Below are 25,395 nucleotides of genomic sequence, written 5' to 3'. Positions count from 1 at the left end.
GCCATAATGAAAAAGTATTTAATGCTATGGGTGCTGACGCTGAGCTTGCTCACACCTTCTGTGTGGGCCTTAACCCTGGACGAAGCGCGCACGCAGGGCCGGGTCGGGGAAACGCTGAATGGCTATCTGGTGGCCTTAAAGAATGATGCCGAAACCCAGAAGCTGGTGCTTGATATCAATCATGCCCGCCGCGCCAGTTATCAGCAGTTAGCGGATAGCAATCATCTTCCCGTGGATGAGGTGGCGAAGATGGCAGGGCAAAAACTGGTTGAGCGCGCCAGGCCGGGAGAATATGTCCAGGGAATTAATGGCAAATGGATGCGTAAATAACCGCTTCCCGACAATTTTTTTACCGCAAAATGCATTTTTATATGGGTAATTTCTGAATATGAAGGTCGTATTTATATTAGGCGAACCGGAAACGCCATTTCTATACTGTTGACTGGTATCACTATTCGCGAGAGTAACTAGGTATGACATCTGAAAAATTATCTGCTGCCTGCCATTGTGGCAGCGTCGTGTTTACCGTTCAACTTAGCGATGGCTTTCATACCGCCAGGCGCTGCAACTGTTCGTTTTGCCGGATGCGCGGAGCAGTGGCAGTGTCTGCGCCGCTATCGGGTATTAAAGTGCTAAAAGGGCAGGATAAGCTTACCGAATATCGCTTCAATACGGGCAAGGCGGTGCATTTTTTCTGTTCGGTATGCGGGATATATACTTTTCATCAGCGCCGATCCAATCCCGATCAATATGGGGTCAATGTGGCGTGCATCGAAAATGTGTCGCCTTTTGATTTCGCCTGCGTTGAAGTCAATGATGGGGTAACGCATCCCAGCGATGGCGGCAGTAGCGGCGTGGTAGGATATTTGCGCTACGAACCTAAGAAGTCACCTCCCGTCGAAACGGGAGGCAAAAATATTTAAGCGGCTACTACGCTGTCAATCGCGGCTTTTGCATCGGCTTGGGCTTTAGCCGCCACTTCCGGCCCGTAGGCGATGCCTTCGGCAAAGACAAAATTCACGTCGGTAATACCGATAAAACCAAGGAACACTTTCAGGTAAGGCGCAATCAAATCCGTCGGGGTGTCTTTATGGATACCGCCGCGGCTGGAGAGAACCACCGCGCGTTTACCGGTTACCAGACCTTCCGGGCCTTTTTCGGTATAGCGGAAAGTGATACCGGCGCGGGCAATCAGATCAAAGTAGTTTTTCAGCTGCGTCGGAATATTGAAATTGTACATCGGTGCCGCAATAACGATAACGTCATGGGCTTTCAGTTCAGCAATGAGTTCATCAGACAGCGCCAGAGCGTCCTGCTGACGTGGCGTTAAAGGCGCATCGCCCGGACGCATCGCGCCCACCAGCTCGCCATCCAGCACCGGAACAGGGTTGGCCGCCAGATCGCGGACAGTAATTTCATCTGCGACGTGTTTTTCGCGCCATTGTTCAATAAAATAGTCAGTCAACTGACCAGACTGAGAGTACCCTGCCAGAATACTGGATTTAAGAACTAATACCTTGCTCATGGGTGTTTCCTTTTATGTGTTTGAAGGGGCGAGCCCCGTTGCTTGTTGACACTTTATTCACAAATATGTCGCAGGGATAGCGCAATATATCGAACCCTTTGTTCGAAATTATTGAACAACACAAAAAAAGCCCCAATGTGGTACTCTATACCTATCATTTAAAACGATTTTAAACAGGCAGAATGCTGCCCAAGAGCTTTATGACTGAACAATCTATGTTGACGCTTCAGGTGTTACAGCAGCGGCTGGATGCACTGATGCTGCGCGACAAACAGCGCTTTGCGCGCCGCCTGCATGGCGTAAAGAAAGTAAAAAATCCTGATGCGCAACAGGCCATTTTCCAGACGATGGCGAAAGAAATTGAACAGGCTGCGGCGCAGGTCGCTCTCCGCGAAGCGGCGCGCCCCTCAATCACTTATCCGCAAAATCTGCCTGTTAGCCAGAAGAAACAGGACATTCTGGAAGCGGTCCGCGATCATCAGGTGGTGATCGTGGCAGGGGAAACCGGTTCCGGTAAAACCACCCAGTTGCCGAAAATTTGTATGGAACTGGGACGCGGAATTAAAGGACTTATTGGTCATACTCAACCGCGTCGCCTGGCGGCGCGCACCGTCGCTAACCGCATTGCCGAAGAGTTGCAAACGGAGCCTGGCGGCTGCATCGGCTATAAAGTTCGTTTCAGCGATCATGTCAGTAGCAACACCATGGTCAAACTGATGACGGACGGTATCCTGCTGGCGGAAATCCAGCAGGACAGGCTATTGATGCAGTATGACACCATCATTATTGATGAAGCGCATGAACGCAGCCTGAATATTGACTTCTTGCTCGGCTATCTGAAAGAGCTTCTGCCGCGTCGCCCCGATCTGAAAGTGATTATTACCTCTGCGACCATCGACCCGGAACGCTTCTCGCGCCACTTTAATAACGCGCCGATTATTGAAGTCTCTGGCCGAACGTATCCCGTAGAAGTTCGTTATCGCCCCATCGTGGAAGAGGCTGACGACACTGAACGCGATCAGCTACAGGCAATTTTCGACGCTGTTGATGAACTGGGGCGTGAAAGTCCCGGCGATATCCTGATTTTTATGAGCGGAGAGCGGGAAATCCGCGATACCGCCGACGCCCTGAACAAGCTGAACTTACGGCATACCGAAGTGTTGCCGCTGTATGCACGCTTGTCGAACAGCGAACAGAACCGCGTTTTCCAGTCGCACAGCGGACGCCGTATCGTGCTGGCGACTAACGTGGCGGAAACGTCGCTGACGGTGCCGGGTATCAAGTATGTGATCGATCCTGGCACTGCGCGCATCAGCCGCTACAGCTACCGCACTAAAGTGCAGCGCCTGCCGATTGAACCGATCTCACAGGCTTCCGCCAACCAGCGTAAAGGGCGTTGCGGACGCGTATCGGAAGGGATTTGCATTCGTCTGTATTCGGAAGATGACTTTTTGTCACGTCCGGAATTTACCGACCCGGAAATTCTACGTACCAACCTGGCGTCGGTTATTTTGCAGATGACCGCCCTGGGGCTGGGTGACATCGCCGCCTTCCCGTTTGTTGAAGCGCCGGATAAGCGCAATATTCAGGATGGCGTGCGTTTGTTGGAAGAGCTGGGGGCGATTACCGCCGACGAACAGCAAACGGCATATAAGCTGACGCCGCTGGGCCGACAATTATCCCAGTTGCCGGTCGACCCGCGCCTGGCGCGTATGGTTCTGGAAGCGCAAAAGCATGGCTGTGTGCGCGAAGCGATGATCATTACTTCCGCACTCTCTATTCAGGATCCGCGCGAGCGCCCAGTGGATAAGCAGCAGGCTTCCGATGAGAAACACCGGCGTTTCCATGATAAGGAGTCCGATTTTCTGGCGTTTGTTAACCTGTGGAATTACCTCGGCGAGCAACAAAAGGCCCTGTCGTCGAATCAATTCCGCCGGCTGTGTCGCTCCGACTATCTGAACTATTTACGCGTGCGTGAGTGGCAGGATATCTATACCCAACTGCGTCAGGTGGTAAAAGAACTGGGGATTCCGGTAAACAGCGAACCCGCAGAATACCGGGAAATTCACGTTGCGTTGTTAACGGGGCTGTTGTCGCATATCGGGATGAAAGATGCCGATAAACAAGAGTACACCGGCGCGCGTAACGCCCGATTCTCTATTTTCCCCGGATCCGGTTTATTCAAAAAACCGCCGAAATGGACAATTGTCGCCGAGCTGGTGGAAACCAGCCGTTTGTGGGGGCGCATCGCTGCCCGCATTGAGCCAGAATGGGTGGAACCGGTAGCCCAGCACCTGATTAAACGTTCATATAGCGAACCGCACTGGGAGCGGGCGCAAGGCGCGGTGATGGCGACGGAAAAGGTTACTGTCTACGGTCTGCCGATTGTCGCCGCGCGCAAAGTGAATTACAGCCAGATTGACCCGGCGTTGTGTCGCGAGTTGTTCATCCGCCATGCGCTGGTGGAGGGGGACTGGCAAACCCGTCACGCCTTCTTCCGTGAGAATCTAAAATTGCGTGCGGAAGTCGAGGAACTTGAGCACAAATCTCGCCGCCGCGATATCCTGGTGGATGACGATACCCTGTTTGAGTTTTATGACCAGCGTATTAGCCATGACGTTATTTCCGCCCGCCACTTTGATAGTTGGTGGAAAAAAATCAGCCGCGAGACGCCGGATCTGCTCAACTTTGAAAAAAGTATGCTGATTAAAGAAGGCGCGGAAAAAATCAGCAAACTGGATTACCCGAACTTCTGGCACCAGGGCAATCTTAAGCTGCGTTTGAGCTATCAGTTTGAACCGGGCGCGGATGCTGACGGCGTGACCGTCCATATTCCGTTGCCGCTACTTAACCAGGTTGACGAGAGCGGTTTTGAATGGCAGATCCCAGGGCTGCGCCGTGAATTAGTGATTGCGCTGATTAAATCGTTGCCAAAACCGGTACGTCGCAACTTTGTTCCGGCGCCAAACTATGCTGAAGCGTTTTTAGGTCGCGTAACGCCGCTGGAGCTGCCGCTGCTGGACGCTCTGGAACGTGAACTGCGCCGGATGACCGGCGTCACGGTCGACCGGGAAGACTGGCATTGGGATCAGGTGCCCGAGCATCTGAAAATCACGTTTCGCGTGGTGAATGACAAAAACAAGAAACTGCAGGAAGGGCGTTCGCTCGCCGAGCTTAAAAATGCGCTGAAAGGCAAAGTGCAGGAGACGCTCTCGGCGGTGGCGGATGACGGCATCGAGCAGAGCGGGCTGCATATCTGGAGTTTCGGCGAGCTGCCGGAAAGCTACGAACAGAAACGCGGTAATTATAAAGTGAAGGCGTGGCCGGCGTTAGTGGATGAGCGTGACAGCGTCGCTATCAAATTGTTTGATAATCCGCTGGAACAACAACAGGCGATGTGGTGCGGTTTACGCCGTCTGCTGTTGCTCAATATTCCTTCACCGATTAAGTATCTGCATGAGAAATTGCCGAATAAAGCCAAGCTGGGGCTGTACTTTAACCCGTACGGCAAAGTACTGGAGTTGATTGATGACTGTATCGCCTGCGGGGTAGATAAGCTGATAGATGCCAACGGCGGACCGGTGTGGAGCGAAGCAGGTTTCACCGCGCTGCACGAAAAGGTACGCGCCGAGCTGAATGATACTGTGGTGGATATCGCGAAGCAGGTCGAGCGGATCCTGACGACCGTATTCAATATCAATAAGCGTCTGAAAGGGCGGGTGGATATGAGCATGGCGTTGGGGCTTTCCGATATCAAGGCGCAGATGAACGGCCTGGTATACCGTGGTTTTGTGACTGGCAACGGCTTTAAACGTCTCGGCGATACGCTGCGTTATCTGCAGGCAATTGAAAAGCGGCTGGAGAAACTGGCTGTCGATCCGCACCGCGATCGGGCGCAAATGCTGAAAGTCGAAAGCGTCCAGCAGGCGTGGCAACAATGGATAAATAAATTGCCTCCAGCGCGTCGCGAAGATGATGATGTTAAAGAGATCCGTTGGATGATTGAAGAACTGCGTGTCAGTTATTTCGCCCAACAGCTCGGTACGCCTTATCCTATTTCCGATAAGCGTATTTTACAGGCCATGGATCAGATTACGGCCTAAAAAGCCAGGCGACGATGTCTTTCAAAGAGATCCGGTACAAGTTCGGAACAAAAAGGAGGAAGTATGAATACAACGCCATTTCCGGCGCTCTCTGCGGAAACATTGCTGGCGGTGAATACCGTCGGACAGTGGCTGGCGCAAAATGATTTTTCCGGCGAACAACCTTATTCGTCGGATTGCGTCGTCCTGGCGGGCAATGCGGTGATCCCCACTATCGACGCGGCCTGTCGCATCGCCAAAGCGCAAGGCGTTCCTTTACTGATTAGCGGCGGTATAGGTCATTCGACGCCGTTTTTGTACGCCGTGATTGCCCGGCATCCGCGCTACCATACTATTCGCACAACCGGACGCGCTGAAGCCGCTATCCTCGCGGATATCGCGAACCAGTTCTGGCATATTCCGGCTGAGAAAATTTGGCTGGAAGATCGGTCAACTAATTGCGGCGAAAATGCCCGTTTCTCCTGCGCACTGATCCGTCAGGCGAAAGAAAACATTAACACGGCTATCGTTGTGCAAGACCCCACCATGCAGCGGCGCACTATCGCGGCGTTTCGGCGCGTGACAAACGACGACACCGATGCGCCGCGCTGGCTGAGTTTTCCTGGTTTTGTTCCGGTACTGCGCCACCTTAACGGCGGTACACGTTTTGCCAACGTTGAAGAGGGCATCTGGACGGTGGAGCGTTATCTGTCTCTGATTGCCGGCGAGCTGCCACGTTTGCGTGACGATGAAACAGGGTATGGACCGCGTGGTAAAGATTTTATCATTCACGTTGATATCCCACGCGATATTGAAAAGGCATGGCAGGTATTGCAGGCAGATACGACGCTGCGCAGTGCGTTAGAACAGAGAGCTTTACGCTAAAAATCGCCCGTTTGCGAGGGTGAACGGGCAAGTGCGACCACCATCTCATAAATTTGATGAATTATTTATAAAAGCTGGTTATGTTGTCGCTTTACGGTTTTCATTCAGGACGCGCTATGGGCAATAAGTATTCCGGCCTGCAAATTGGTATTCACTGGTTAGTCTTTTTTCTGGTTATTGTGGCTTACGCCGCGATGGAGCTGCGCGGTTTTGCGCCGCGTAGTTATCGGCCCTGGTTTAATATGACGCACGTTTCATGTGGTATCACTATTTTGCTTTTAATGGTGGCGCGCTTGATTATTCGGCTGAAATATCCCACGCCGCCCATTGTTCCTCGTCCAAAACCGATGATGACCGGAATGGCGCATTTAGGACATCTGGTGATTTACCTGTTATTTATCGTGCTGCCTGTTATTGGTCTGGTCATGATGTATAACCGCGGCAATCCCTGGGTCGCATTTGGCATTACTATGCCGCATGCCGCCGAAGCTAACTTTGAACGCGTAGATATGCTGAAATCCTGGCACGTCACGCTGGCGAACCTGGGCTATTTTGTTATTGGACTTCATGCCATCGCTGCTTTGATGCATCACTATTTCTGGAAAGACAATACGCTGTTACGGATGATGCCGCGTAAGCGTGACTGACCGTCCTGTATGACGTTTGCTACAGGCGGGGTTAACCGCTTTAGGCAAACAAGGCATCTATCAGAGGGGATGGCGTATTCCATACAGAAAACGCCTGCGTCTAACCAGGACCCGTGACGCAGGCGAAGGAGGACGGGTCTACATCGGAAGCGGGTATTATACTTATTTGTATGACAAATAAAATAAGCAATTGCTATTCCGTAATCCAATGTTTAATCAACGGGTTAAACCCACATGATCGCGCTGCCCGACCGCTCGGAAGTGCCTACACTTACGATGAACGTGGCGTAGTGGCGGAAAATAGCGCAACGGCGCCATGTTGCTCCAAAGTCACCTTAGCGAAATGTTCGTCCAACACACTGCGTAACGTATCGGCTGAATCATTGGTATTACTGAATATTCCTTTCTTGTTATAAACAGCCATTAATTTCTTACCAAAAGCATTGTGAGGAACCTCTTTGCCCAGAATCGTGGCACCAAAAAGTGTGCCGCCGGGTTTAAGCGCCACACCGGCATTTTTAATTGCCTTCGCTTTTGTTGTCATCTCACCAGGTAAGCAGTGCAGAAGATAGTACATCGAAACGGAATCGAAGCGCCCGTGCCAGTCCGCCGGGAACGTGTCGAAAACATCGTGTTGTAGTGTGGCGCGGATTTTCGTATTACCCACTCGGCTGGCGGCTATTTTCAGGCTATCCGGATTTAAATCCATCAGCGAAATGGCATGAGTCGTAGGTGCATGCTTCAGGTAATAACCTGTACCTACGCCAATATCCAGGTGAGTCTCGCCCATATGATGCAGGAAGAAAGGAAGTAGTCGCGTATCAGTAGGACACTTCCAGGCATATTTGTTTGAGATATTGAGTACCCACCAGTCATATAAGCTAAGCGTGAATGGGTTATAGACTTTTGCGCCTGATTGTTGTGTATGCTTCATTGTTCTCTCACTAAATAATTTCGCGCTGGAATTAAAACAACGAAGCAATCGTTAGGCAAGCATTAATCAGGTGAGTGAGTAATTTGATGCGACGAATAAAGGCGATATTATGAATTAAGCGGCTATCTTAAAGAATATAGAGGATAATAATAGCTGATAAATGAATTGATCAGTCATATTATTATAAGCTGATAATTAATAATCGTTAATATAAATATATTAAGCCTTATGATAATAGCAATGCAATTAAAAGCATGAGGAACAATATTTATTCATACACATAAAGCGATTATTGCACATTAATTGATATTTTAAATGTTACGCTGAGATAGCCATCGTGATTTAATATCACCTACCTGGAGGCGATATGATTGAGGTTTTTGAAGCGTTTGGCTGGACCTTACTTTTAGGCGGTCTGGCAGTGGCAGTACTGTTTATCACTGCACTGGATAGAAAACGGTAGTCATTGCATTTGACGCGCCTGTTGAGTCGGTATTACAAATAATTGTACCTGAAATCTACCACTTCTGAAGTTTGCGATATTTTGCCATTCTGACGGCAAGGGGTAATCCTGACTAAAGTTACCGCCGCTTATCAACCAGACACGATGGTAACTTTTTGAAAGCGTTGTCAGAGTATCAATATATGTCTGATCGGCTTGCGCATAAAACAGTGATCCAAAGCCATAGGCATTCGGTCTGCCTGATGTTCCGTGTGCGTTAGGCGGTGTATAAAGAAACGTACGATAATCTCGCTTATTATAATATACATAACTTAAATAATCGAACATTTTACTGACTACCACGGCATCATTAGGCTGGTGACGGGTATTAATATAGTTTACCAGTGGTTTAAACTCGTCTATGTGCTCAGGGTTATTATGATATGAACCATAGCCGAATAATAAGGTGAATAAGATAAACCAGAAGCCACAAACCGCTTTTTTTGCGCGGGTAAGTAATACCGCGAGCAGGGGAGGAATGCTCAGCGATGAGAAGAAGAAATAACGATCGATAAATAACGGCATCCACCAGGAAATGATGAAGACCAGCATTACAGGGATGACCAGATTACAAAATAATATCAGCTGATATCTTTCATATTCTCCGTTGCATAAAGATATTCGCCCCACAGTACCGATAAAACTTCCCACAGCCAGCCACAGAATGATCGACGGAAAACCCTGTCCGTTGTTTCCGGTAAAGAAATGCCAGTACATTGCAGGCAGATCACGCCATGTTACGGGGGGAATCCAACCGATATCATTACCGGCTCTCAACTGCGCCAGATGAGTCAGTAAATTAAACAATACGGGTAACCAGGGGAGATAAGCGACAGCAATTGCCAGGTTAGCAAACCACCAGCCAGGAAGTTTAAGGTAGCAGGCCTTTTTATGGCTTTGGCAGGATAATATTGTTACTGCGATCCAGTGGGCAATAAGTGCAAATAGGGTGAAATAATGGGTGTAAAAACTGAACGTCATAAGTAAAGCATACGCGACAAGATAGCGATTATGGGTGGGTGTTTTTATCCACATCATCAATGCTAACGCGGCAGCGAGCGTTAGCATTCCCATTAACGCGTACATGCGCGTTTCTTGACTGTAATGGACTGCCATCGGCATCAAGGCGGCGAACCATCCCGCCAATAAGGCTGTACGCTCATTTGCCAGCCATCGCGTAAGCGCGATAACCAGCACAACTGTCAGGATCCCAAAGAGTAGACTGAGAGAGCGTACCGCTGCAATGCTATCACCCCATAATATCATCCAGTCATGCAGTAACAGATAATAAAGTGGAGGATGCACGTCAAAAGCGGCATGGAAGAGCAGATTGTTTACGTTATGGCGACTAATCAGCACGCTGGACGCTTCGTCACACCAAAGGTAGCGGTCAGTTAAAAATAGCAACCGTATAAGGGCGGAGAACATGACAATGAGACAAACATGATATTTATATTTTATTTTTCTTAACCCATCGCCGGGCTGCCATATTGATAGTTGTGGTAGCGCCATAATATCCTCAATGGAGTAAGATTTAGACCAGAATGGACACCTGACGCAATAATGAAGGTTAAAATCTTAACCAACACTAAATAAAAATAACTTTGATAATGTCAGCGGTGAATTAATCAGAATAGTGCAGTGCAACTCAGTAATCCTGACCGTAATGGCGAAGCAGTCTATGCTCTAAAAACCGGGTCAAGCCGACAATAAAGGTAACGCCAATAAGATACACTATGGCGGCAAAAAGGTAAGCATGGAAGAATTTAAAGCTAGTTGCAGCAACCTCCTGAATTCGCGCGAAAAACTCAGTATATTGGATAAGAAAAACGATGGTGCTGTCTTTAAGATTATTAATCACCTGATTCGTTAAGGCTGGAATGGAAGACAGCAATACCTGAGGCAGTATAATCCACAAAAAGACCTGCCGTTTGTTCAACCCCTGAACGACTGCGGCCTCCGTTTCATACTTATTTAATGCGTTATAGGCCGTTGTCATGTACGCGGCATTATATGCGCCGACATTTAAGGTAAACCCTGTAACCGCCACGGTAAAAGAGGACAGGTGAATGCCAGATTGAGGTAAACCATAATAGATAACAAACAGAATAAGAATGAGTGGCGTACCGATAAAGAAATCCATGTACAGTCGAGTTATGGCTTTTACCACGGGGCGATGGCTCAGGCTCAGAAAGAAAATAATAATTCCCCACAAAAAACCGGTGATGGAAACAATCAGCGCAAGTTTACAGGTTTCTTTAATACCGTCCACAACAAGTGGCAGTTGTTCAGTCAGGTCATTAAAGAAGAGAGACCAGCCAGCGATCATCGTTGTGCCTCGCTAAAAAAACAGTGGATATCTGGATCCGTTTCTCGTAAAGCAAGATCGGTAAAAGCGCCTTCTGCACGAATTTTGCCATGATTAAGAAACGTTACGTTATCGCTTAGTAATCTGGCGAGGCGAATATCATGAGTGACGCATAATATAGTGACGCCATTGTCGTGAAGTTGCTTGATCAACATTCCGACTTCACGAGTCATGAGCGGATCAAGCGCAGACGTCGGCTCATCAAAAATAATGAGTTCTGGGCCGGTGACCATTGTTCGGGCCAGGGCGACGCGCTGTTGCTGCCCGCCCGATAATTGCGAAGGGTATTTCGCACTATGCGAGACCATATCAAGTTTTTGTAGCTCATGTAAGGCTTTCTCCCGGGCTAGTTGTCCCGGCATGCCAAACACTTTACATAGGGCAAGGGTAATATTATCCATGACGTTAAGATGGCGATACAAAGCGTAATTCTGGAAGACACAACCAACTTTTTTTCTGAACTCAAGAATAGTAAATTCTTTGTCGTAAATATTTTTCCCGTGAAAATAAATATTGCCATAATCAGGTTCTTCTAATCGAAGCAGACAACGTAAAAGCGTCGTTTTTCCACAACCCGATGGCCCCATGACTACTTTCATGTCTCCCGATTGAATTTTCAGACTAACCGTATCAAGAACCTTTTTTCCTGAATATTCCTTACTTATCTCTTTTAGTTCCAGTAAAGCCATGAGTATCACCTCTATTTTTATGCTTCAACTGATGCGATATTTTTTCTCAAACACTCCAGCCAGAAGAGTAAAAACTTTATAAATAATGAAATATAATACCCCGGCAAGAGTATAAATCTGTAACCCGTTCAGCGTGATGGCTGTCAGTGACATTGCCTGCTTCGTTATTTCAGCGATACCTACAGTATAAGCAAAGGGCGTCGCTTTTAATACAGAAGAAAACTCATTGATAATACCGGGCACAGAAAATCGCAACATCTGTGGCAACTCAATATTTAATATAATCTGTAATTGACGCATTCCTGCTACTTTCGCTACCGTGATTTCGAATGGCTCAACTAATTTAAGCGCCCCTCTGAACACCTCGGCAAGATAACTTCCGCTGATTAAGCCGACGCTGAGGTTCATGGCCACCAGAGGTGAAACATATATGCCAATCGATGGCAATCCAAAATAAACAAGAAAAACAGCAATAAGTATTGGAATTCCCCGAAGAATAAAGACCAGTACGTCGAGTATCTTCTGTAGTGGAAGGGGGGATAGTCGCCGTAATACGGCGACTGTAAGCCCGGTTAAAAACGCTGAGAGAAAACAGGTAAAGGTTACAAGCAGCGTATTACCAATCCCTTCCAATAGGAAATAAAAGATAGCCAGCATATTACCTGATGACATAGCTTACTATTTCATCCAGCTATCGACGATGCCAGATATTTTTTGTGGCCCTTGCTCTTTAAGCCATAAGTTAAAATCATCGCGCACGGGGGAGCCTTTCTTAAAGGCAATGCCAAGTTGATCAACATTCTTGAAAACATAACGACTTTCTATCGGCATCTTTTTCTTATTTTTGAAGGTAAAATAAACCGGCTCTTCTATAAAAGCCAGATCAAGATTGCCATTTTTTAGATCAGCCATCGTCTCATTATATGTTGGATACAATTTTACTTTACTTAACGAGTAGTATCCTTTGGGCTCCAGATCGTTTTTGATAAGGTCGGAGTAAGCCATTCCTCGAGGGTATCCAATAGAATATTGATTTAATTCATTGAGGTTATTGAGCGTTATTTTATGATTGGCCATACTGACCAGATAAAAAGAGTTGATGTAATAAGGTTCAGAAAAATCAATAACTTTCTTACGTTTATCTGTGATTGAAATTCCCGAAAATGCGACATCTGCCTGACCACTCGCCACTGCGCCAAGCATTCCATCCCAGGCATATTCGGTGATGTTTAGCTTACAATGCCGTGACTGACAGTAAGATGAAAAAAGCTCCAGATCTATCCCCTGCAATTTGCCATCAGCACTTTTAAATAACATAGGGGGAGAGGCCGGTGATACTGCGACATTGAGTGTTTTCCCTTCAACGATGCTATCAGCAAAAGCTGAAGACGACATTATTCCCAACACTATCATCGATAAGCCAATTTTTTTGGATAACATGCTATCTATTTCCTGTGGTAAGGTAATGCGTATTATAAATTAAGCATTAGGGCGTGAACCTGACATTTGCAGGCGTAAAGTACTTAACGTTATGTATTCCATCGCTGTTAACTAATTTAATCAGGAGGTTTGACAGGAATCATCAAAGGGAATGGATTGAATATACCATGAGATATCAACTGGATATGAGTGCAGCGACCCCATGAAAGGTGAAAATGTAAAGATACCATAGACATTAGTATACTGGACATAGTTTATGCTCCATTTACGCATACATATTTACATGATAAGCAGATAAATGCTTCAGTGACGGTGCCTTTAATGTCTCTAAGTATCATCTTACCACTCTATTCACGGCCAATATAAAGACTTATCTTTGCTTGTCAAATACATTTTCTGAGCTAAGTTGATTTGCGTGCTATTTATATTTGCAAGCATATAAATTATTTTATCTTATGAACAAGCGACAACAAATCAGGAGTTCTGACGATGTTGTTATGTTTATCAAAACGTTAACTTGTTTTAATCGATAATAATCTTAATTCAGAAATATCTTAATATATACGGTTTTCGAGATAAAATTCTCAAATTAACATCGTACATCTTATGTAATAAATATAAATACGATAAATAAATCCAAAACTGAGACTGCCAACCGGATAACAAACAGCAATAAAGAGGATTCTTCATTAAGTTATCCTGGCAACGGTTAAGGTGGTAACATTTTCGGTGGCTTTACCCATTTTAATCGTGTTCACAACACGTTAATTACCTTATGATTACCATGGTAATTAAAAATGAATCCTTGATGACTCGTTGGCTGAGTGAAAAGAAAATTCTACATCACATAGGCGCATGTATCGCGTATAATGGGCTTCGATGCCCCTAATCATTGCTATGACATAATAATATGTATCTTAACCGCTTTTGTTATTTGCTCCTGATCTCCGCTGCGGTCGGAAGCATTTTTACATCGCATCCCGTCGCGATGTGGTTCCTGCTCGCCAATGTGCTAACGCTGGCGATCTACGGTGTAGATAAAACGGCGGCACGTAAGACCTGGCGCAGAGTGCCGGAATCCACTTTATTGGTGTTTGGGATTGTCGGTGGGTGGCCTGGTGCGATTGTTGGTCAACAACTCTTCCGTCATAAAACGCAAAAGCAGCCATTCAAAACATACTTTATCGTCAGTGTGATAGTAAGTATTTTAGCTACGGTGGCGATTTATCGACTCTATCCATTTTTGTCTTACTGAACATAGAGTATGTATCACTTATTGACCAACCGGCAGCAAAGACAGCATCATATTTTCATGCCACTGGCACTATGATATTGAACGATGTTTTACTCACGGCGTACCGCAGTCGATGGAACATTATTCAGTGGAATAATGATGAGCTATAAAACTTTCTAACATTGTGGCAAAACAATGATGGACCTCCTGGGTTGGATGGACCAGGTCGTTGAAGACGTATTGTGGACGTATATCCAGTTGAGGGTCTTTAGCCCCGGGAACATGTACATAGCCGTGGTGAGTATAAGGGTTTTCCGTATCATAACCAATATTACTGGCCACATCCATTATCACCTTAAATGCATCGGCAGTCTCGTAATAGCATATTTTGTGCTGGGGGTATTTTTCTTTTAATTCTTCAACATTAGTTTTTAACAGGGCATTGTGAGCGATGCTTTCATCCTTAAGTTTTCTTTTTTCATCAGAATGTTTGCCATAGGGTGTTAAAGACAAATCGGGAATTCCCAAGACCAATACATTATTAACTCCACCGGAAATTATTTTTTCAATATCATCAATTTGTTTCTCAACGACCATCATTACATTGTCTTTGTGTAGTGTCATATAGTCATTAGCCCCCAATAAAAATATCGCCAGGTCCTGGTGAGAGGGGGTGTAAGATGCGATTTGTCTGTCCGTATTTGATACAAAGTCACCGAGGCAATTAAAGCAGGAATAGCTTGCCGATGTACTTCCCCCTTCAGCAAAATTAAGCATCTCTTTACCTAAGAAGTGTGGGGACGATAAAAACTCAGTCCAGGTAAATCCATTAGTAAACCTTCCGCCAAAGTATTGACCATAGGAGGGTAAGATATGATGTGTTTTTTCAAACATACGCCCCATGGAGTCAGATAAACTGTCGCCAAAAAATACCAGTCTGGTAATATCACCCAAAGAAATATTTTTGGGCTTGGGATGTAACTTATTGATTTCTTTGGCAAGGCCAAAAGCTTCCGGATGACATTCAACCTCAATAGATAAAATATCTTCACCATTATCACCTTTAATAATCAACTTGTCGGCGTGTTCCTGTGATTCTATAATAAACTGTTCTTTACATCCCTGAGACGCTAAGGCTCGAAGTTTGATGTAGGCTCCACGAACCTGTACCGGTGTTAGATTCAGTTCCTGATAGTGGTAAAGTTTAAAGATACATTCGAGCGCCTCTGCATGGTGGGTGGTGAAGAAGTACGCTTTGATTTTCTCCCATAAACTTAATTCCGGAGGGCGTGCGCTTTCTTTTATCACATTAAATCTTTCAGCACTGATAGATGATGTGAAATAACCCTGTCCAACACTCAATGGCATAGTGACCTCCTTACTATATTAAACGCTTTAGCAAAGTATTAACTAGCAAATATTAGCAAGAAAAGTAATCAGGTAAATAGTGTATATTGAACTACGCTTCTTTAACAGTTTGTCGCCGTCAATGAAATATATACAGCGTTTATTATTTTTCAGGGATGTAAATATATCATCAACAACGTGAAGTTAATACCGGGTACATATTATCTGACTACTATCATTATTGAGTGTGCGCCTGGCTGAGGAAAAGTTATCAAACAGTATGCATTCCTGTTTTTAGTGTGCTGGCGTGAGTATGAGCTGGCTTGATACTCAGGAAAAACAGATAAACTTATCATCCGACTAATATTGCTAAAGTGCTAGTGTTTTATGTAACGTTTTGATTTCTATTTTCATATTAAATCTTTTTTAAGTGAGTTAACTATAATGAGTGATGATTCAATTATTAAAAACTCTTCAATGCTTTTAGCCTATTTAGGTGGTTTGGGATGGGGGAGCGCCTATTTTTATGGCTGGGGCGTTTCCGCGTACTATGGTTTCCCGTGGTGGTATGTAGGCGTCGGCCCTGACAACATTGCCCGAAGTCTATTCCATGCGATTAGCCTGATGGCTATATTCATAATAGCGTGGGGAGTGGGTATTCTATTATTTTTTTTAGTAAAGCAAAAAGCACGTATCCACGACCTTAGCTTCTTACGCCTTTTTTTGGCAGCGGTTTTGTTCTTTATTCCAATTGTTATCGAGTTTTCTCTCTTAACAGAATCGTTTTTGTGGGAGCTTTTTTTTATCATTTTACTGGTGGCTTTATGCCTATCGGTGGGGATGCGTTTTTATAGTAAATTGATGCCAGTGATTTGTTTTACGCAACTCAGTTGGGTGCGAAGACATTGTTTCACTATAGTTATGATTGGTTTTATTATATATTTTTTTATATTTTCTTTTTTTGTTGGGATCTATAAGCCACAATTAAAGAAAGAATACGAAATGATATTGTATGATGGAGGCTGGTACTACGTCCTGGCCAGGTATCATGATAGTTTTATTTTGTCGAAATCCTTTACTAAAAATAACAATAGATTTATTATTTTTAGACCAGAAGATGGACACTCTTATGAAATTACCCTGGTAAAAGTCAGACTTTAATAAAATACTGGCTGGCAAGAGCGTGAAATGACGCCAGAGCTTCCCATGGCAGAGATTAGAGAAAGAACTGAGCGCCCATATCTGTAGGCTGTGGAATAGCAATGCCGGGAAGGGCATGGCATGACACTTTATCTGACATTACCATCTGAGTGGCAGTTTAGCAGATGTTTCAGGCCAATCCCAAGCTGAATTGGAGCGCTCAGAAGCTGATTACCTATATAACAAATATTGGCCGCAAGCTTATGCTGTGGGCGGAATATACGACCGCTATTATCCAGATTGGCTGTTAACTTATTTATTTTCCCATAGTAACCTATAACAGGGCTCCCTGAGGCATTGGCTAGCATCTGTGCATTGGAAAAACAGCTTCCATTTGCACTATAGCAACTTATAAAGTTTATTGCCTCATGAGAGTTGCTAATATGGTGGATTGATTTGAAAAGTGATGATGACTGACTTGCACCGGAACCGTACCCATTTTCATGTTGAACAACAAAAGGAGCACCATGTTTACAAATCGAAATAGGCATGGATTATTACCTGAGATTGATTTCAAATTAACAATAATGATGACGCTTTTGGGTATTAAAAATCTTTCAAATAACGCTCATTTGATTTTTTGTCCACATTGACTAAGCCAGGAAAGACACAGGGTTGAGATATTTTCGCTAGCCGTCGGCGGTGTATCGCAGTTGTGATGTTACGTTCTTACAAGACTGATATCTGCATATCATAACCTTTATTCATTACCACCTGGTGAGTAAATAAAAACTATTGAGCAAATATTTACTTCTGGGTAATGGGACTGGATTCACCGGCATTACCTCTGTACTCCAGTCGGGCAAAACATTGCAGCATATAAAAGAAGCTTTGGCGTTTATTGTCTGTAGCCTGAAAAAGTTCCCGTGAGCTGAATATGCTGAATGTGAACTGATTCTTGATTGTCTATGCCGGAAAGCTATAAGCGATTGATTTTTATATTGTGTGTAATTTTACAATTACATAAACATTAAATTCTGATAGTATACCCCCCTATAGTATATGGAGGTCGAATGCCGCATTCACCTGAAGATAAAAAACGTATCCTTACCCGCGTTCGTCGCATTCGCGGGCAGGTCGAAGCGCTGGAGCGAGCGCTTGAGTCTGGCGAACCTTGTCTGGCTATTCTGCAACAGATTGCCGCCGTGCGCGGCGCGTCTAATGGCCTGATGAGTGAAATGGTTGAGATCCATCTGAAAGATGAGCTGGTCAGCGGGGAAACTACGCCAGATCAGCGCGCGGTTCGGATGGCGGAAATCGGCCATCTTCTTCGCGCTTATCTAAAATAACAATTTCCCTCACCGTAACAGGAAGAGATATATGAAATCACGTGCAGCAGTTGCTTTTGGTCCCGGTCAGCCGCTAAAAATTGTCGAGATTGACGTTGCGCCGCCGAAAAAAGGCGAAGTTCTGGTCAAAATCACCCATACCGGCGTTTGCCATACCGATGCTTTTACCCTTTCCGGCGATGATCCGGAAGGCGTATTCCCGGCAGTCCTGGGTCACGAAGGCGGCGGCGTGGTAGTCGAGGTCGGCGAGGGGGTCACCAGCCTGAAACCCGGCGACCATGTTATTCCACTGTACACGGCGGAATGCGGCGAGTGTAAGTTCTGTAAGTCAGGTAAAACTAACCTTTGCCAGGCCGTACGCGCCACTCAGGGAAAAGGGCTGATGCCGGATGGCACTACCCGCTTTTCTTATAACGGCGAACCCGTTTATCACTATATGGGAACCAGCACGTTCAGCGAATATACCGTTTGCGCGGAAATTTCTCTGGCGAAAGTGAACCCGCAGGCGCCGCTGGATAAAGTGTGTCTGTTGGGCTGCGGCGTGACGACGGGTATTGGCGCCGTCCATAACACCGCTAAAGTGAAAGCGGGCGACACCGTTGCCGTTTTTGGTTTAGGCGGTATTGGGCTGGCGGTTATTCAGGGCGCGGTTCAGGCTAAAGCCGGGCGTATTTTAGCTGTCGACACGAATCCGGAAAAATTTACGCTGGCGGGCGAAATGGGGGCTACGGACTTTATTAATCCGAATGATTACGACAAACCGATCCAGGACGTTATTGTTGAGCTTACTGATGGCGGCGTAGATTTCAGTTTTGAATGTATCGGCAACGTTAACGTGATGCGAGCGGCGCTGGAATGTTGTCATAAAGGCTGGGGCGAAAGCATTATTATTGGCGTAGCGGGAGCAGGGCAGGAAATCAAAACCCGTCCCTTCCAGCTAGTGACCGGTCGCGTCTGGCGTGGCTCCGCCTTTGGCGGCGTGAAAGGGCGCACGCAGCTGCCAGGGATGGTCGAAGATGCGATGAACGGTAAAATCCGTTTAGATCCTTTTATTACTCACCGCCTGCCGCTGGAGCAGATTAACGATGCCTTTGAACTGATGCATCAGGGTAAATCCATCCGTACTGTTATCCACTTTAGCGATAACTGATTCATCCGCCAGCGGATTTTCCGCTGGCGCTTTTCTGAATTTTCTGGAATGAATGTTGTGAAAATGTGACGAAGGCGATGCTTTTCGCGGTAAGCAAACGTCATGAAGTGCCGATGACTATCTAACGGGCGTGTTTTACGCATAAAACCTACAAGAGAGTCGACGGTCATGGGCAACACATTCTCGATGCAAGCCTCGCATAAACTGGGCTTCCTGCATCATATTCGGCTGGTTCCGCTGTTTTCCTCCATTCTCGGTGGCATCCTTCTTCTTTTTGCTTTGAGCGCCGGGCTGGCAGGCTATTTTCTGTTACAGGCCGATCGCGATCAGCGTGATGTCACGGACGAGATTCAGGTACGGATGGGATTATCCAACAGCGCTAACCACTTACGTACCGCACGTATCAATATGATCCACGCTGGCGCGGCGAGCCGGATTGCTGAAATGGATGAAATGAAAGCCAATATTGCCGCTGCGGAAACGCGGATCAAGCAGTCTCAGGACGGCTTTAACGCTTATATGTCCAGAGCGGTGAAAACACCCGCCGATGATGCATTGGATAACGAGTTAAACGCCCGCTACACCGCCTATATCAACGGCCTGCAACCGATGCTGAAATTTGCCAAAAATGGCATGTTCGAAGCGATCATTAATCATGAAAACGAGCAGGCAAAACAACTGGATGCCGCATATAACCATGTTCTGTTGAAAGCGATTGAACTGCGCACCGAGCGGGCGAGACTACTTAGCGAGCAGGCTTACCAACGTACCCGGCTCGGTATGATGTTTATGATTGGCGCATTTACATTGGCGCTGGTATTGACGTTAATGACCTTCATGGTGCTGCGTCGCACGGTGATACAACCCTTGCAGCAGTCTGCGTCACGTATCGAACGCATTGCGGCGGGCGATCTGACCATGGCTGACGAGCCCACAGGACGCAGTGAAATTGGTCGTCTGAGTCATCATCTTCAGCAGATGCAGCATGCGTTGCAACAAACGGTAGGGGCGGTGCGTCAGGGGGCGGAGGAAATTTATCGAGGCACCAGCGAAATTACCGCCGGTAATACGGATTTATCTTCTCGTACTGAACAGCAGGCTGCCGCCATTGAACAAACCGCGGCCAGTATGGAACAGTTGACGGCAACCGTTAAGCAGAATGCGGATAATGCGCATCACGCCAGCAAACTGGCGGAAGATGCTTCCGGTAAAGCCAGTCGCGGAGGCCAGATGGTTTCCGGGGTCGTACAAACGATGGGGAATATTTCCACCAGCTCGAAAAAAATCTCGGAAATTACCGCCGTCATTAACAGTATCGCTTTCCAGACCAACATTCTGGCGCTAAACGCGGCGGTTGAGGCGGCACGCGCCGGGGAACAAGGACGCGGTTTTGCGGTGGTCGCCAGTGAGGTTCGTACCCTCGCCAGTCGCAGCGCGCAGGCGGCAAAAGAGATTGAAGGCTTGATCGGCGCATCGGTCAGCCTGATTGAACAAGGCTCTGAAGAGGTTATCGCTGCGGGGAGCACCATGAATGAGATTGTGGATGCCGTAAAACGCGTCACCGATATTATGCTCGATATCGCGGCAGCCTCTGATGAGCAAAGTCGCGGTATTGTTCAGGTCAGTCAGGCGATTTCTGAGATGGACAGGGTTACGCAACAAAACGCGTCGCTGGTCGAAGAGGCGTCCGCGGCGGCGGCTTCGCTTGAAGAACAGGCCGCCCGCTTGACGCAAGCCGTTGATGCGTTTCGTTTACAGGATACTGGCGCGACGATGCGATCATCCTTCCTTTAATAAGCGTCGCGCCAGCGGGCTATTTTAGCCGCGGGCGCGTTTATTCTCCGACAGCCACTATCACAGCGGCATCGATTTACGGATCGCCGCAATCAGCATTTGCGCCCCGGTTGAGAGCGGGATATCAACTCGCGTAAGAATACCTATCGGCTCGCCCGCGCTCTGGGTCGGCACGGGTAATGAGACCAGCGTCGCCTGGCGAAGATCTTCTTTAACCGCGCCAGAGGGGACGAACCAGACGTAATCGTAATCTACGGTCAGTTGTCGTGATAACGATGCGGATAGCGTTTCGATACATCCGGCAGGCATTTTACACCCCTGGCTTTGCAACAGGGCTTCCGCATTCTGGCGCGGTACCGTGCCTTTTGGCGAGACGACTACCGGCCACTCCATAACCCGACTGAGCGTGATCGTCTCCTGTAACAGGGGATGACCGGGGCGTACCACTAATTTAAGCGATTCTAAAAACAGCAGTTCGTAATTTAAACCGCCCATTAATTCCGGGTCTGACATGCGGCCAATACCCAGATCGATCTCGCCTGATTTCAGACCTGCAAGCAACATCGTATTGTTCATGGTCGCGACCTGTAACGAGGTCGATTTTTGCTGTTGATGGAACCGCCCAATAGCCGCCGGGAGTATACCCAGCGCAGCGGTGGGGAGCGCGCCAACACGCACCACATCGGCGCTGGCGTCCTCTTTGCGATTCAGCGCCTGCCCGGCGGTATTCAATGCATCTAATACTTTTACCGCATGAGTCAAAAATTGTTCGCCAGGAACCGTTAATTGCGCGCCCAGTCGCCCGCGTTCGAACAGACGGGTTCCGGTGAGTTGTTCCAGTTCGTTCAGCGTTTTAGAAAGCGCTGGCTGGCTCAGGTTAAGGGTTTCAGCCGCGCGCCCCAGAGTTCCCTGTTGCGCAACGGCGACAAATGTATGAAGGTGGCGCAACCGAATGCGCTGACTAAACAGACCATTTTTTTCCATAAGCGATGTTAAAAACAGAGCCGTGCGGGTGACAAGTAAAGTTGTTTGTTTTTGATAACCTGATAGCAAAATATTATTAACATTTTACCATTTCAAGTTACAACTGTTTTATTTTACTGATGATTCAACTGCCGTTAAGCGTGTTAAGCCGCGATCTGGTTGGGGATACGCCAGCTCATGTCAATCCGTCCTACACAATGAATTCAGGCCGGATCACAGTTTGTAAATTCTTCTCCCCGGAATGGATGAGGTTTTCTACACTCCAGGTAACATTCACTGGAGGCATGACATTATGGCGAACACCATCACGGCAGATGAGATTCGGGAACACTTTTCGCAGGCAATGTCGGCAATGTACCAGCAGGAAGTTCCGCAGTACGGTACGTTACTGGAACTTGTGGCTGACGTGAATCTGGCGGTGCTGGAAAATAATCCCAAACTGCATGAGCAGTTGGCTAATGCCGATGAACTGGCGCGATTGAACGTGGAACGACATGGCGCCATTCGTGTTGGCACCGCAGAAGAACTTTCTACCTTGCGTCGGATATTCGCCATCATGGGGATGTACCCAGTAAGTTATTACGATCTCTCTCAGGCGGGCGTGCCTGTGCACTCCACGGCATTTCGTCCCATTGACGAGGCTTCGCTCTCGCGTAATCCCTTTCGCATGTTCACTTCGCTATTACGCCTGGAGCTCATTGAAAACGCGGCATTACGCCAGCGGGCGGCGGAAATCTTATCGCAGCGGGATATTTTTACATCGCGCTGCCGACAATTGCTGGATGAGTACGACGAGCAGGGCGGTTTTAATGCTGCTCAGGCCGAAGCGTTCGTCCGTGAAACGCTGGAGACTTTTCGCTGGCATCGTCAGGCTACCGTTGATGAAGAAACGTACCGCAGCCTGCATCGTGAGCATCGTTTAATTGCCGACGTGGTCTGTTTCCCGGGATGTCACATTAACCATCTGACGCCGCGTACTCTGGATATCGACCGGGTACAGGCCATGATGCCGGAGTGCGGCATTACGCCTAAAATTCTTATCGAAGGTCCGCCTCGCCGCGAAGTGCCTATTCTGTTGCGGCAAACCAGTTTCAAAGCCCTGGAAGAGCAGGTGCTCTTCGTTGATGAAAAGCAGGGTACGCACACGGCGCGCTTCGGCGAAATTGAGCAACGTGGCGTCGCGCTGACGCCAAAAGGTCGTCGATTATATGATGAACTATTGCACAAGGCGGGAACGGGTAAGGATAACTTCACGCATCAACTCCATTTGCAGGAGGTCTTTAACGCCTTTCCGGATAGCGAATTTCTGCTTCGCCAGCAGGGGCTTGCCTGGTTCCGCTATCGCTTAACGCCTTCCGGCGAGGCGCATCGTCAGGCGATTCATCCTGGCGACGATCCGCAGCCGCTTATTGAGCGCGGTTGGGTGATCGCGCAGCCGATTACCTATGAAGATTTTCTTCCGGTCAGCGCAGCCGGCATTTTTCAGTCGAATTTGGGAAATGAAACGCTGGCCAGAAGGCACGGTAATGCCAGCCGCGACGCCTTTGAACAGGCGCTGGGATGTGCAGTACGGGATGAATTTTCGTTATATCAGGAAGCGGAAGAACGCAGTAAACGCCGTTGCGGTCTGCTTTAAAAGCGGTAAGCTTCACAGGCTGTGAGGATACTGTAAAAGGAAGGCGTTATGTTGAATCCCTCCATCCCGCTGGTGGCGACGCGTCACGGTAAAATCGTGGGCGTCGTACAGGAAGAAATCCATATCTGGCGCGGTATACCTTATGCCGCGCCGCCAACAGGGGAGCTACGCTGGCGTGCGCCGCAGCCTGTTACGCCCTGGCAGGATGTGCGCCAGGCGGATGGTTTCTCCTGCGCCAGTTGGCAGGATATTACCTGGTGTCGTGAACTCGGCGGTGGCGATCCGGGAAATTTTTCCGAAGACTGTCTCTATCTGAACGTCTGGGCTCCCGCCGTGCGTCATGAACCGTTGCCGGTCATGGTCTGGCTACACGGCGGCGGTTACACCATTGGCGCGGGGAGTTTGCCGCCCTATGACGGTCAAGCGCTGGCAAAGCGCGGCGCGATCGTGGTGACGGTCAATTATCGGCTTGGCCATCTGGGCTTTTTCGCGCATCCGGCGCTGGAAGGCGAAGGGGCGGAGTGTATTCATAATTTCGCTTTACTCGATCAAATCGCTGCGCTGCGTTGGGTGCAGGACAATATTGCCGCGTTTGGCGGCGATACGCAGAATGTGACGTTATTTGGCGAATCCGCCGGCGCCCGCAGCGTGCTGTCGTTGATGGCTTCGCCGTTGGCGAAGGGGCTTTTTCATAAAGCGATTATTCAGAGTGGTTATACGCTGCCGGATACGCCCCGCGAGGTGGCGCTAAAAAAAGGCGTTGCGCTGGCGGAACATCTTGGCTTAGCCCATGCCACTGCCGAACAGCTACGCGCTTTACCGGCAGAGACGTTTTGGCCGCTGGACGCGCCTTTTAAAATTGCGCCGACGCCGATTTCCGGCGACGTCGTACTGCCGCATCCGATGCTGGAAACCTTCTTTGCGGCGAAACAGCATCCGATACCGGTGATGATCGGCTCGAATAGCGATGAAGCCAGCGTATTGGCAGTTTTTGGCGTCGATATTGCCGGTCAAATTCAAAAAATGCGCCGTGAGCGGCGTGTTGGTCTGGGGTTAATCCGGCTGCTTTATCCTGGAGTGAAAGGCGACGAAGCGCTAGGGCGGCAGGTCTGTCGGGATATGGTATTTACCACGTTGGGTTATGTCGTCATGCAAGCGCAGCAGCGGATCGGCGAACCGTGCTGGCGTTACTGGTTTGATTATGTCGCCGAAGCGGAGCATAACACTTACGCGAATGGCGCCTGTCATGGCAATGAAATACCGTATGTATTCGATACGTTAACGCGGGCTGAGCCCACATGCCATTATGTGAATGAGAATGACCTGGCCTTTGCCTCGCAGGTGGCGGATTACTGGGTGAATTTCGCTCGTCATGCCAGCCGCACGCGCGACGTGCTGCACGGCCCGGTTCGCTGGCCCGCCAGCATTCGGGGGCGAGATCGTCTGTTGCGGATTGGGCTGAACAAACTTGCCGGTTTTAAAGTGGAAAACCGCTTTATGCGTGCGCGTCTGGCGCTGTTTAAACGAGTCATGAAACATCACGTTAGTCTGGAATAAACTTTTCATAACCTGAAGAATGCTGCGTGAGGTTTACATCCGATTAGGTCGGTTCTTATCGACATAAAATATTTACGCTTTTGCACAGTTTCCAGGCGACCAACAATTGGATTATTAATGAATTTTGTCTAG

General features: G+C 47.8%; 22 protein-coding genes. 12 read left to right on the top strand and 10 right to left on the bottom strand.

The genetic code is table 11. The annotated features are described in order from the left end of the window. The first annotated feature begins 6 nt into the window (after window positions 1–6). Window positions 7–330, top strand: coding sequence for a YdbL family protein (locus tag ACLD4F_RS03325; RefSeq protein ID WP_000760414.1), 324 nt, complete (start codon window positions 7–9; stop codon window positions 328–330). A 143-nt stretch (window positions 331–473) separates the two neighbouring features. Next, window positions 474–923: a GFA family protein gene (locus tag ACLD4F_RS03320; protein ID WP_001518898.1), complete on the top strand. Its 450-nt coding sequence runs from the start codon at window positions 474–476 to the stop codon at window positions 921–923. On the opposite strand, the gene azoR is transcribed toward ACLD4F_RS03320, so the two are convergent. Next, complete coding sequence (azoR, locus tag ACLD4F_RS03315) at window positions 920–1,525, bottom strand: FMN-dependent NADH-azoreductase (RefSeq protein WP_000048924.1); 606 nt, start codon at window positions 1,523–1,525, stop codon at window positions 920–922. The genes ACLD4F_RS03320 and azoR overlap by 4 nt on opposite strands. Before the next feature lie 200 nt (window positions 1,526–1,725). On the opposite strand from azoR, the gene hrpA reads away from it, so the two are divergent. The 3 genes from hrpA (at window position 1,726) to cybB (ending at window position 7,139) form a co-directional block, all read left to right on the top strand. Next, entirely contained in the window at window positions 1,726–5,628 is a 3,903-nt protein-coding gene (gene hrpA, locus ACLD4F_RS03310; RefSeq protein WP_079944373.1) for an ATP-dependent RNA helicase HrpA, read from the top strand. 63 nt (window positions 5,629–5,691) lie between these two features. Then, window positions 5,692–6,492 (top strand): YdcF family protein, encoded by an 801-nt coding sequence (locus tag ACLD4F_RS03305; RefSeq protein ID WP_001098505.1) that lies wholly within the window; start codon window positions 5,692–5,694, stop codon window positions 6,490–6,492. A gap of 116 nt (window positions 6,493–6,608) precedes the next feature. After that, complete coding sequence (cybB, locus tag ACLD4F_RS03300) at window positions 6,609–7,139, top strand: cytochrome b561 (RefSeq protein ID WP_000527279.1); 531 nt, start codon at window positions 6,609–6,611, stop codon at window positions 7,137–7,139. A 271-nt stretch (window positions 7,140–7,410) separates the two neighbouring features. On the opposite strand, the gene ACLD4F_RS03295 is transcribed toward cybB, so the two are convergent. The 6 genes from ACLD4F_RS03295 to ACLD4F_RS03270 all read right to left on the bottom strand — a co-directional run bounded on the left by ACLD4F_RS03295 (window position 7,411) and on the right by ACLD4F_RS03270 (window position 13,072). Then, window positions 7,411–8,073 (bottom strand): class I SAM-dependent methyltransferase, encoded by a 663-nt coding sequence (locus ACLD4F_RS03295; protein ID WP_139763250.1) that lies wholly within the window; start codon window positions 8,071–8,073, stop codon window positions 7,411–7,413. A 463-nt stretch (window positions 8,074–8,536) separates the two neighbouring features. After that, complete coding sequence (locus tag ACLD4F_RS03290; RefSeq protein WP_079944333.1) at window positions 8,537–10,087, bottom strand: glycosyltransferase family 39 protein; 1,551 nt, start codon at window positions 10,085–10,087, stop codon at window positions 8,537–8,539. Window positions 10,088–10,223: 136 nt separating this feature from the next. Then, window positions 10,224–10,904, bottom strand: coding sequence for an amino acid ABC transporter permease (locus ACLD4F_RS03285; RefSeq protein WP_000560165.1), 681 nt, complete (start codon window positions 10,902–10,904; stop codon window positions 10,224–10,226). Beyond that, the gene (locus ACLD4F_RS03280; RefSeq protein WP_079944334.1) at window positions 10,901–11,632 is read right to left on the bottom strand and encodes an amino acid ABC transporter ATP-binding protein; all 732 of its coding nucleotides are present in this window, start codon (window positions 11,630–11,632) and stop codon (window positions 10,901–10,903) included. Before ACLD4F_RS03280 ends, ACLD4F_RS03285 begins: the two co-directional genes overlap by 4 nt. 24 nt (window positions 11,633–11,656) lie before the next feature. Next, window positions 11,657–12,304, bottom strand: coding sequence for an amino acid ABC transporter permease (locus tag ACLD4F_RS03275; protein WP_023218180.1), 648 nt, complete (start codon window positions 12,302–12,304; stop codon window positions 11,657–11,659). 6 nt (window positions 12,305–12,310) lie between these two features. Next, window positions 12,311–13,072 carry a transporter substrate-binding domain-containing protein gene (locus ACLD4F_RS03270; RefSeq protein ID WP_064035002.1) on the bottom strand — a complete coding sequence of 254 codons (762 nt, stop codon included), beginning with the start codon at window positions 13,070–13,072 and terminating at the stop codon, window positions 12,311–12,313. Between the two features lie 910 nt (window positions 13,073–13,982). Between ACLD4F_RS03270 and ACLD4F_RS03265 the strand changes: the two genes are divergently transcribed. Then, window positions 13,983–14,327, top strand: a complete 345-nt coding sequence (locus ACLD4F_RS03265) for a DUF1294 domain-containing protein (RefSeq protein ID WP_079944335.1) — start codon at window positions 13,983–13,985, stop codon at window positions 14,325–14,327. A gap of 120 nt (window positions 14,328–14,447) precedes the next feature. Here ACLD4F_RS03265 and sseJ read toward each other — a convergent pair whose 3' ends face one another. Then, entirely contained in the window at window positions 14,448–15,674 is a 1,227-nt protein-coding gene (gene sseJ / locus ACLD4F_RS03260; RefSeq protein WP_079944336.1) for an SPI-2 type III secretion system effector SseJ, read from the bottom strand. Window positions 15,675–16,097: 423 nt separating this feature from the next. Between sseJ and ACLD4F_RS03255 the strand changes: the two genes are divergently transcribed. Continuing rightward, a complete protein-coding gene (locus ACLD4F_RS03255; RefSeq protein WP_001527697.1) occupies window positions 16,098–16,814 on the top strand; it encodes a hypothetical protein in 717 nt (238 codons plus the stop codon). 128 nt (window positions 16,815–16,942) lie between these two features. Here the strand turns inward: ACLD4F_RS03255 and ACLD4F_RS03250 are convergent, their stop codons facing one another. Continuing rightward, window positions 16,943–17,344 carry an effector protein gene (locus ACLD4F_RS03250; RefSeq protein ID WP_079944375.1) on the bottom strand — a complete coding sequence of 134 codons (402 nt, stop codon included), beginning with the start codon at window positions 17,342–17,344 and terminating at the stop codon, window positions 16,943–16,945. 522 nt (window positions 17,345–17,866) lie between these two features. On the opposite strand from ACLD4F_RS03250, the gene ACLD4F_RS03245 reads away from it, so the two are divergent. The 3 genes from ACLD4F_RS03245 (at window position 17,867) to ACLD4F_RS03235 (ending at window position 21,086) form a co-directional block, all read left to right on the top strand. Then, complete coding sequence (locus ACLD4F_RS03245; protein ID WP_001120770.1) at window positions 17,867–18,142, top strand: metal/formaldehyde-sensitive transcriptional repressor; 276 nt, start codon at window positions 17,867–17,869, stop codon at window positions 18,140–18,142. 31 nt (window positions 18,143–18,173) lie between these two features. Then, window positions 18,174–19,292 (top strand): S-(hydroxymethyl)glutathione dehydrogenase/class III alcohol dehydrogenase, encoded by a 1,119-nt coding sequence (locus ACLD4F_RS03240; RefSeq protein WP_000842142.1) that lies wholly within the window; start codon window positions 18,174–18,176, stop codon window positions 19,290–19,292. Between the two features lie 168 nt (window positions 19,293–19,460). After that, the gene (locus ACLD4F_RS03235; protein ID WP_021294433.1) at window positions 19,461–21,086 is read left to right on the top strand and encodes a methyl-accepting chemotaxis protein; all 1,626 of its coding nucleotides are present in this window, start codon (window positions 19,461–19,463) and stop codon (window positions 21,084–21,086) included. A 60-nt stretch (window positions 21,087–21,146) separates the two neighbouring features. Here ACLD4F_RS03235 and ACLD4F_RS03230 read toward each other — a convergent pair whose 3' ends face one another. Then, complete coding sequence (locus ACLD4F_RS03230) at window positions 21,147–22,070, bottom strand: LysR substrate-binding domain-containing protein (RefSeq protein ID WP_000414259.1); 924 nt, start codon at window positions 22,068–22,070, stop codon at window positions 21,147–21,149. A gap of 292 nt (window positions 22,071–22,362) precedes the next feature. On the opposite strand from ACLD4F_RS03230, the gene ACLD4F_RS03225 reads away from it, so the two are divergent. Together ACLD4F_RS03225 and ACLD4F_RS03220 are read left to right on the top strand one after the other, a co-directional pair. Continuing rightward, window positions 22,363–23,706, top strand: coding sequence for a VOC family protein (locus ACLD4F_RS03225; RefSeq protein ID WP_079944337.1), 1,344 nt, complete (start codon window positions 22,363–22,365; stop codon window positions 23,704–23,706). A gap of 48 nt (window positions 23,707–23,754) precedes the next feature. Further along, window positions 23,755–25,263 (top strand): carboxylesterase/lipase family protein, encoded by a 1,509-nt coding sequence (locus ACLD4F_RS03220; protein ID WP_411010669.1) that lies wholly within the window; start codon window positions 23,755–23,757, stop codon window positions 25,261–25,263. The last annotated feature ends 132 nt before the right edge of the window (window positions 25,264–25,395 follow it).

This window comes from Salmonella sp. 741265050_HSA, from assembly GCF_046569445.1.
Classification (GTDB): Bacteria; Pseudomonadota; Gammaproteobacteria; order Enterobacterales; family Enterobacteriaceae; genus Salmonella; species Salmonella enterica.
The sequence above is the reverse complement of the archived record's forward strand: the minus strand, read 5'-3'. Positions and strand labels throughout refer to the sequence as shown.

What these genes read in the sequence shown, in the direction of transcription:
- ACLD4F_RS03325 (WP_000760414.1), top strand. Translation starts at nt 7, where the DNA reads ATGAAAAAGTATTTAATGCTATGGGTGCTGACGCTGAGCTTGCTCACA.
- ACLD4F_RS03320 (WP_001518898.1), top strand. Translation starts at nt 474, where the DNA reads ATGACATCTGAAAAATTATCTGCTGCCTGCCATTGTGGCAGCGTCGTG.
- azoR (WP_000048924.1), bottom strand. Translation starts at nt 1,525, where the DNA reads ATGAGCAAGGTATTAGTTCTTAAATCCAGTATTCTGGCAGGGTACTCT.
- hrpA (WP_079944373.1), top strand. Translation starts at nt 1,726, where the DNA reads ATGACTGAACAATCTATGTTGACGCTTCAGGTGTTACAGCAGCGGCTG.
- ACLD4F_RS03305 (WP_001098505.1), top strand. Translation starts at nt 5,692, where the DNA reads ATGAATACAACGCCATTTCCGGCGCTCTCTGCGGAAACATTGCTGGCG.
- cybB (WP_000527279.1), top strand. Translation starts at nt 6,609, where the DNA reads ATGGGCAATAAGTATTCCGGCCTGCAAATTGGTATTCACTGGTTAGTC.
- ACLD4F_RS03295 (WP_139763250.1), bottom strand. Translation starts at nt 8,073, where the DNA reads ATGAAGCATACACAACAATCAGGCGCAAAAGTCTATAACCCATTCACG.
- ACLD4F_RS03290 (WP_079944333.1), bottom strand. Translation starts at nt 10,087, where the DNA reads ATGGCGCTACCACAACTATCAATATGGCAGCCCGGCGATGGGTTAAGA.
- ACLD4F_RS03285 (WP_000560165.1), bottom strand. Translation starts at nt 10,904, where the DNA reads ATGATCGCTGGCTGGTCTCTCTTCTTTAATGACCTGACTGAACAACTG.
- ACLD4F_RS03280 (WP_079944334.1), bottom strand. Translation starts at nt 11,632, where the DNA reads ATGGCTTTACTGGAACTAAAAGAGATAAGTAAGGAATATTCAGGAAAA.
- ACLD4F_RS03275 (WP_023218180.1), bottom strand. Translation starts at nt 12,304, where the DNA reads ATGTCATCAGGTAATATGCTGGCTATCTTTTATTTCCTATTGGAAGGG.
- ACLD4F_RS03270 (WP_064035002.1), bottom strand. Translation starts at nt 13,072, where the DNA reads ATGTTATCCAAAAAAATTGGCTTATCGATGATAGTGTTGGGAATAATG.
- ACLD4F_RS03265 (WP_079944335.1), top strand. Translation starts at nt 13,983, where the DNA reads ATGTATCTTAACCGCTTTTGTTATTTGCTCCTGATCTCCGCTGCGGTC.
- sseJ (WP_079944336.1), bottom strand. Translation starts at nt 15,674, where the DNA reads ATGCCATTGAGTGTTGGACAGGGTTATTTCACATCATCTATCAGTGCT.
- ACLD4F_RS03255 (WP_001527697.1), top strand. Translation starts at nt 16,098, where the DNA reads ATGAGTGATGATTCAATTATTAAAAACTCTTCAATGCTTTTAGCCTAT.
- ACLD4F_RS03250 (WP_079944375.1), bottom strand. Translation starts at nt 17,344, where the DNA reads ATGCCTATTTCGATTTGTAAACATGGTGCTCCTTTTGTTGTTCAACAT.
- ACLD4F_RS03245 (WP_001120770.1), top strand. Translation starts at nt 17,867, where the DNA reads ATGCCGCATTCACCTGAAGATAAAAAACGTATCCTTACCCGCGTTCGT.
- ACLD4F_RS03240 (WP_000842142.1), top strand. Translation starts at nt 18,174, where the DNA reads ATGAAATCACGTGCAGCAGTTGCTTTTGGTCCCGGTCAGCCGCTAAAA.
- ACLD4F_RS03235 (WP_021294433.1), top strand. Translation starts at nt 19,461, where the DNA reads ATGGGCAACACATTCTCGATGCAAGCCTCGCATAAACTGGGCTTCCTG.
- ACLD4F_RS03230 (WP_000414259.1), bottom strand. Translation starts at nt 22,070, where the DNA reads ATGGAAAAAAATGGTCTGTTTAGTCAGCGCATTCGGTTGCGCCACCTT.
- ACLD4F_RS03225 (WP_079944337.1), top strand. Translation starts at nt 22,363, where the DNA reads ATGGCGAACACCATCACGGCAGATGAGATTCGGGAACACTTTTCGCAG.
- ACLD4F_RS03220 (WP_411010669.1), top strand. Translation starts at nt 23,755, where the DNA reads ATGTTGAATCCCTCCATCCCGCTGGTGGCGACGCGTCACGGTAAAATC.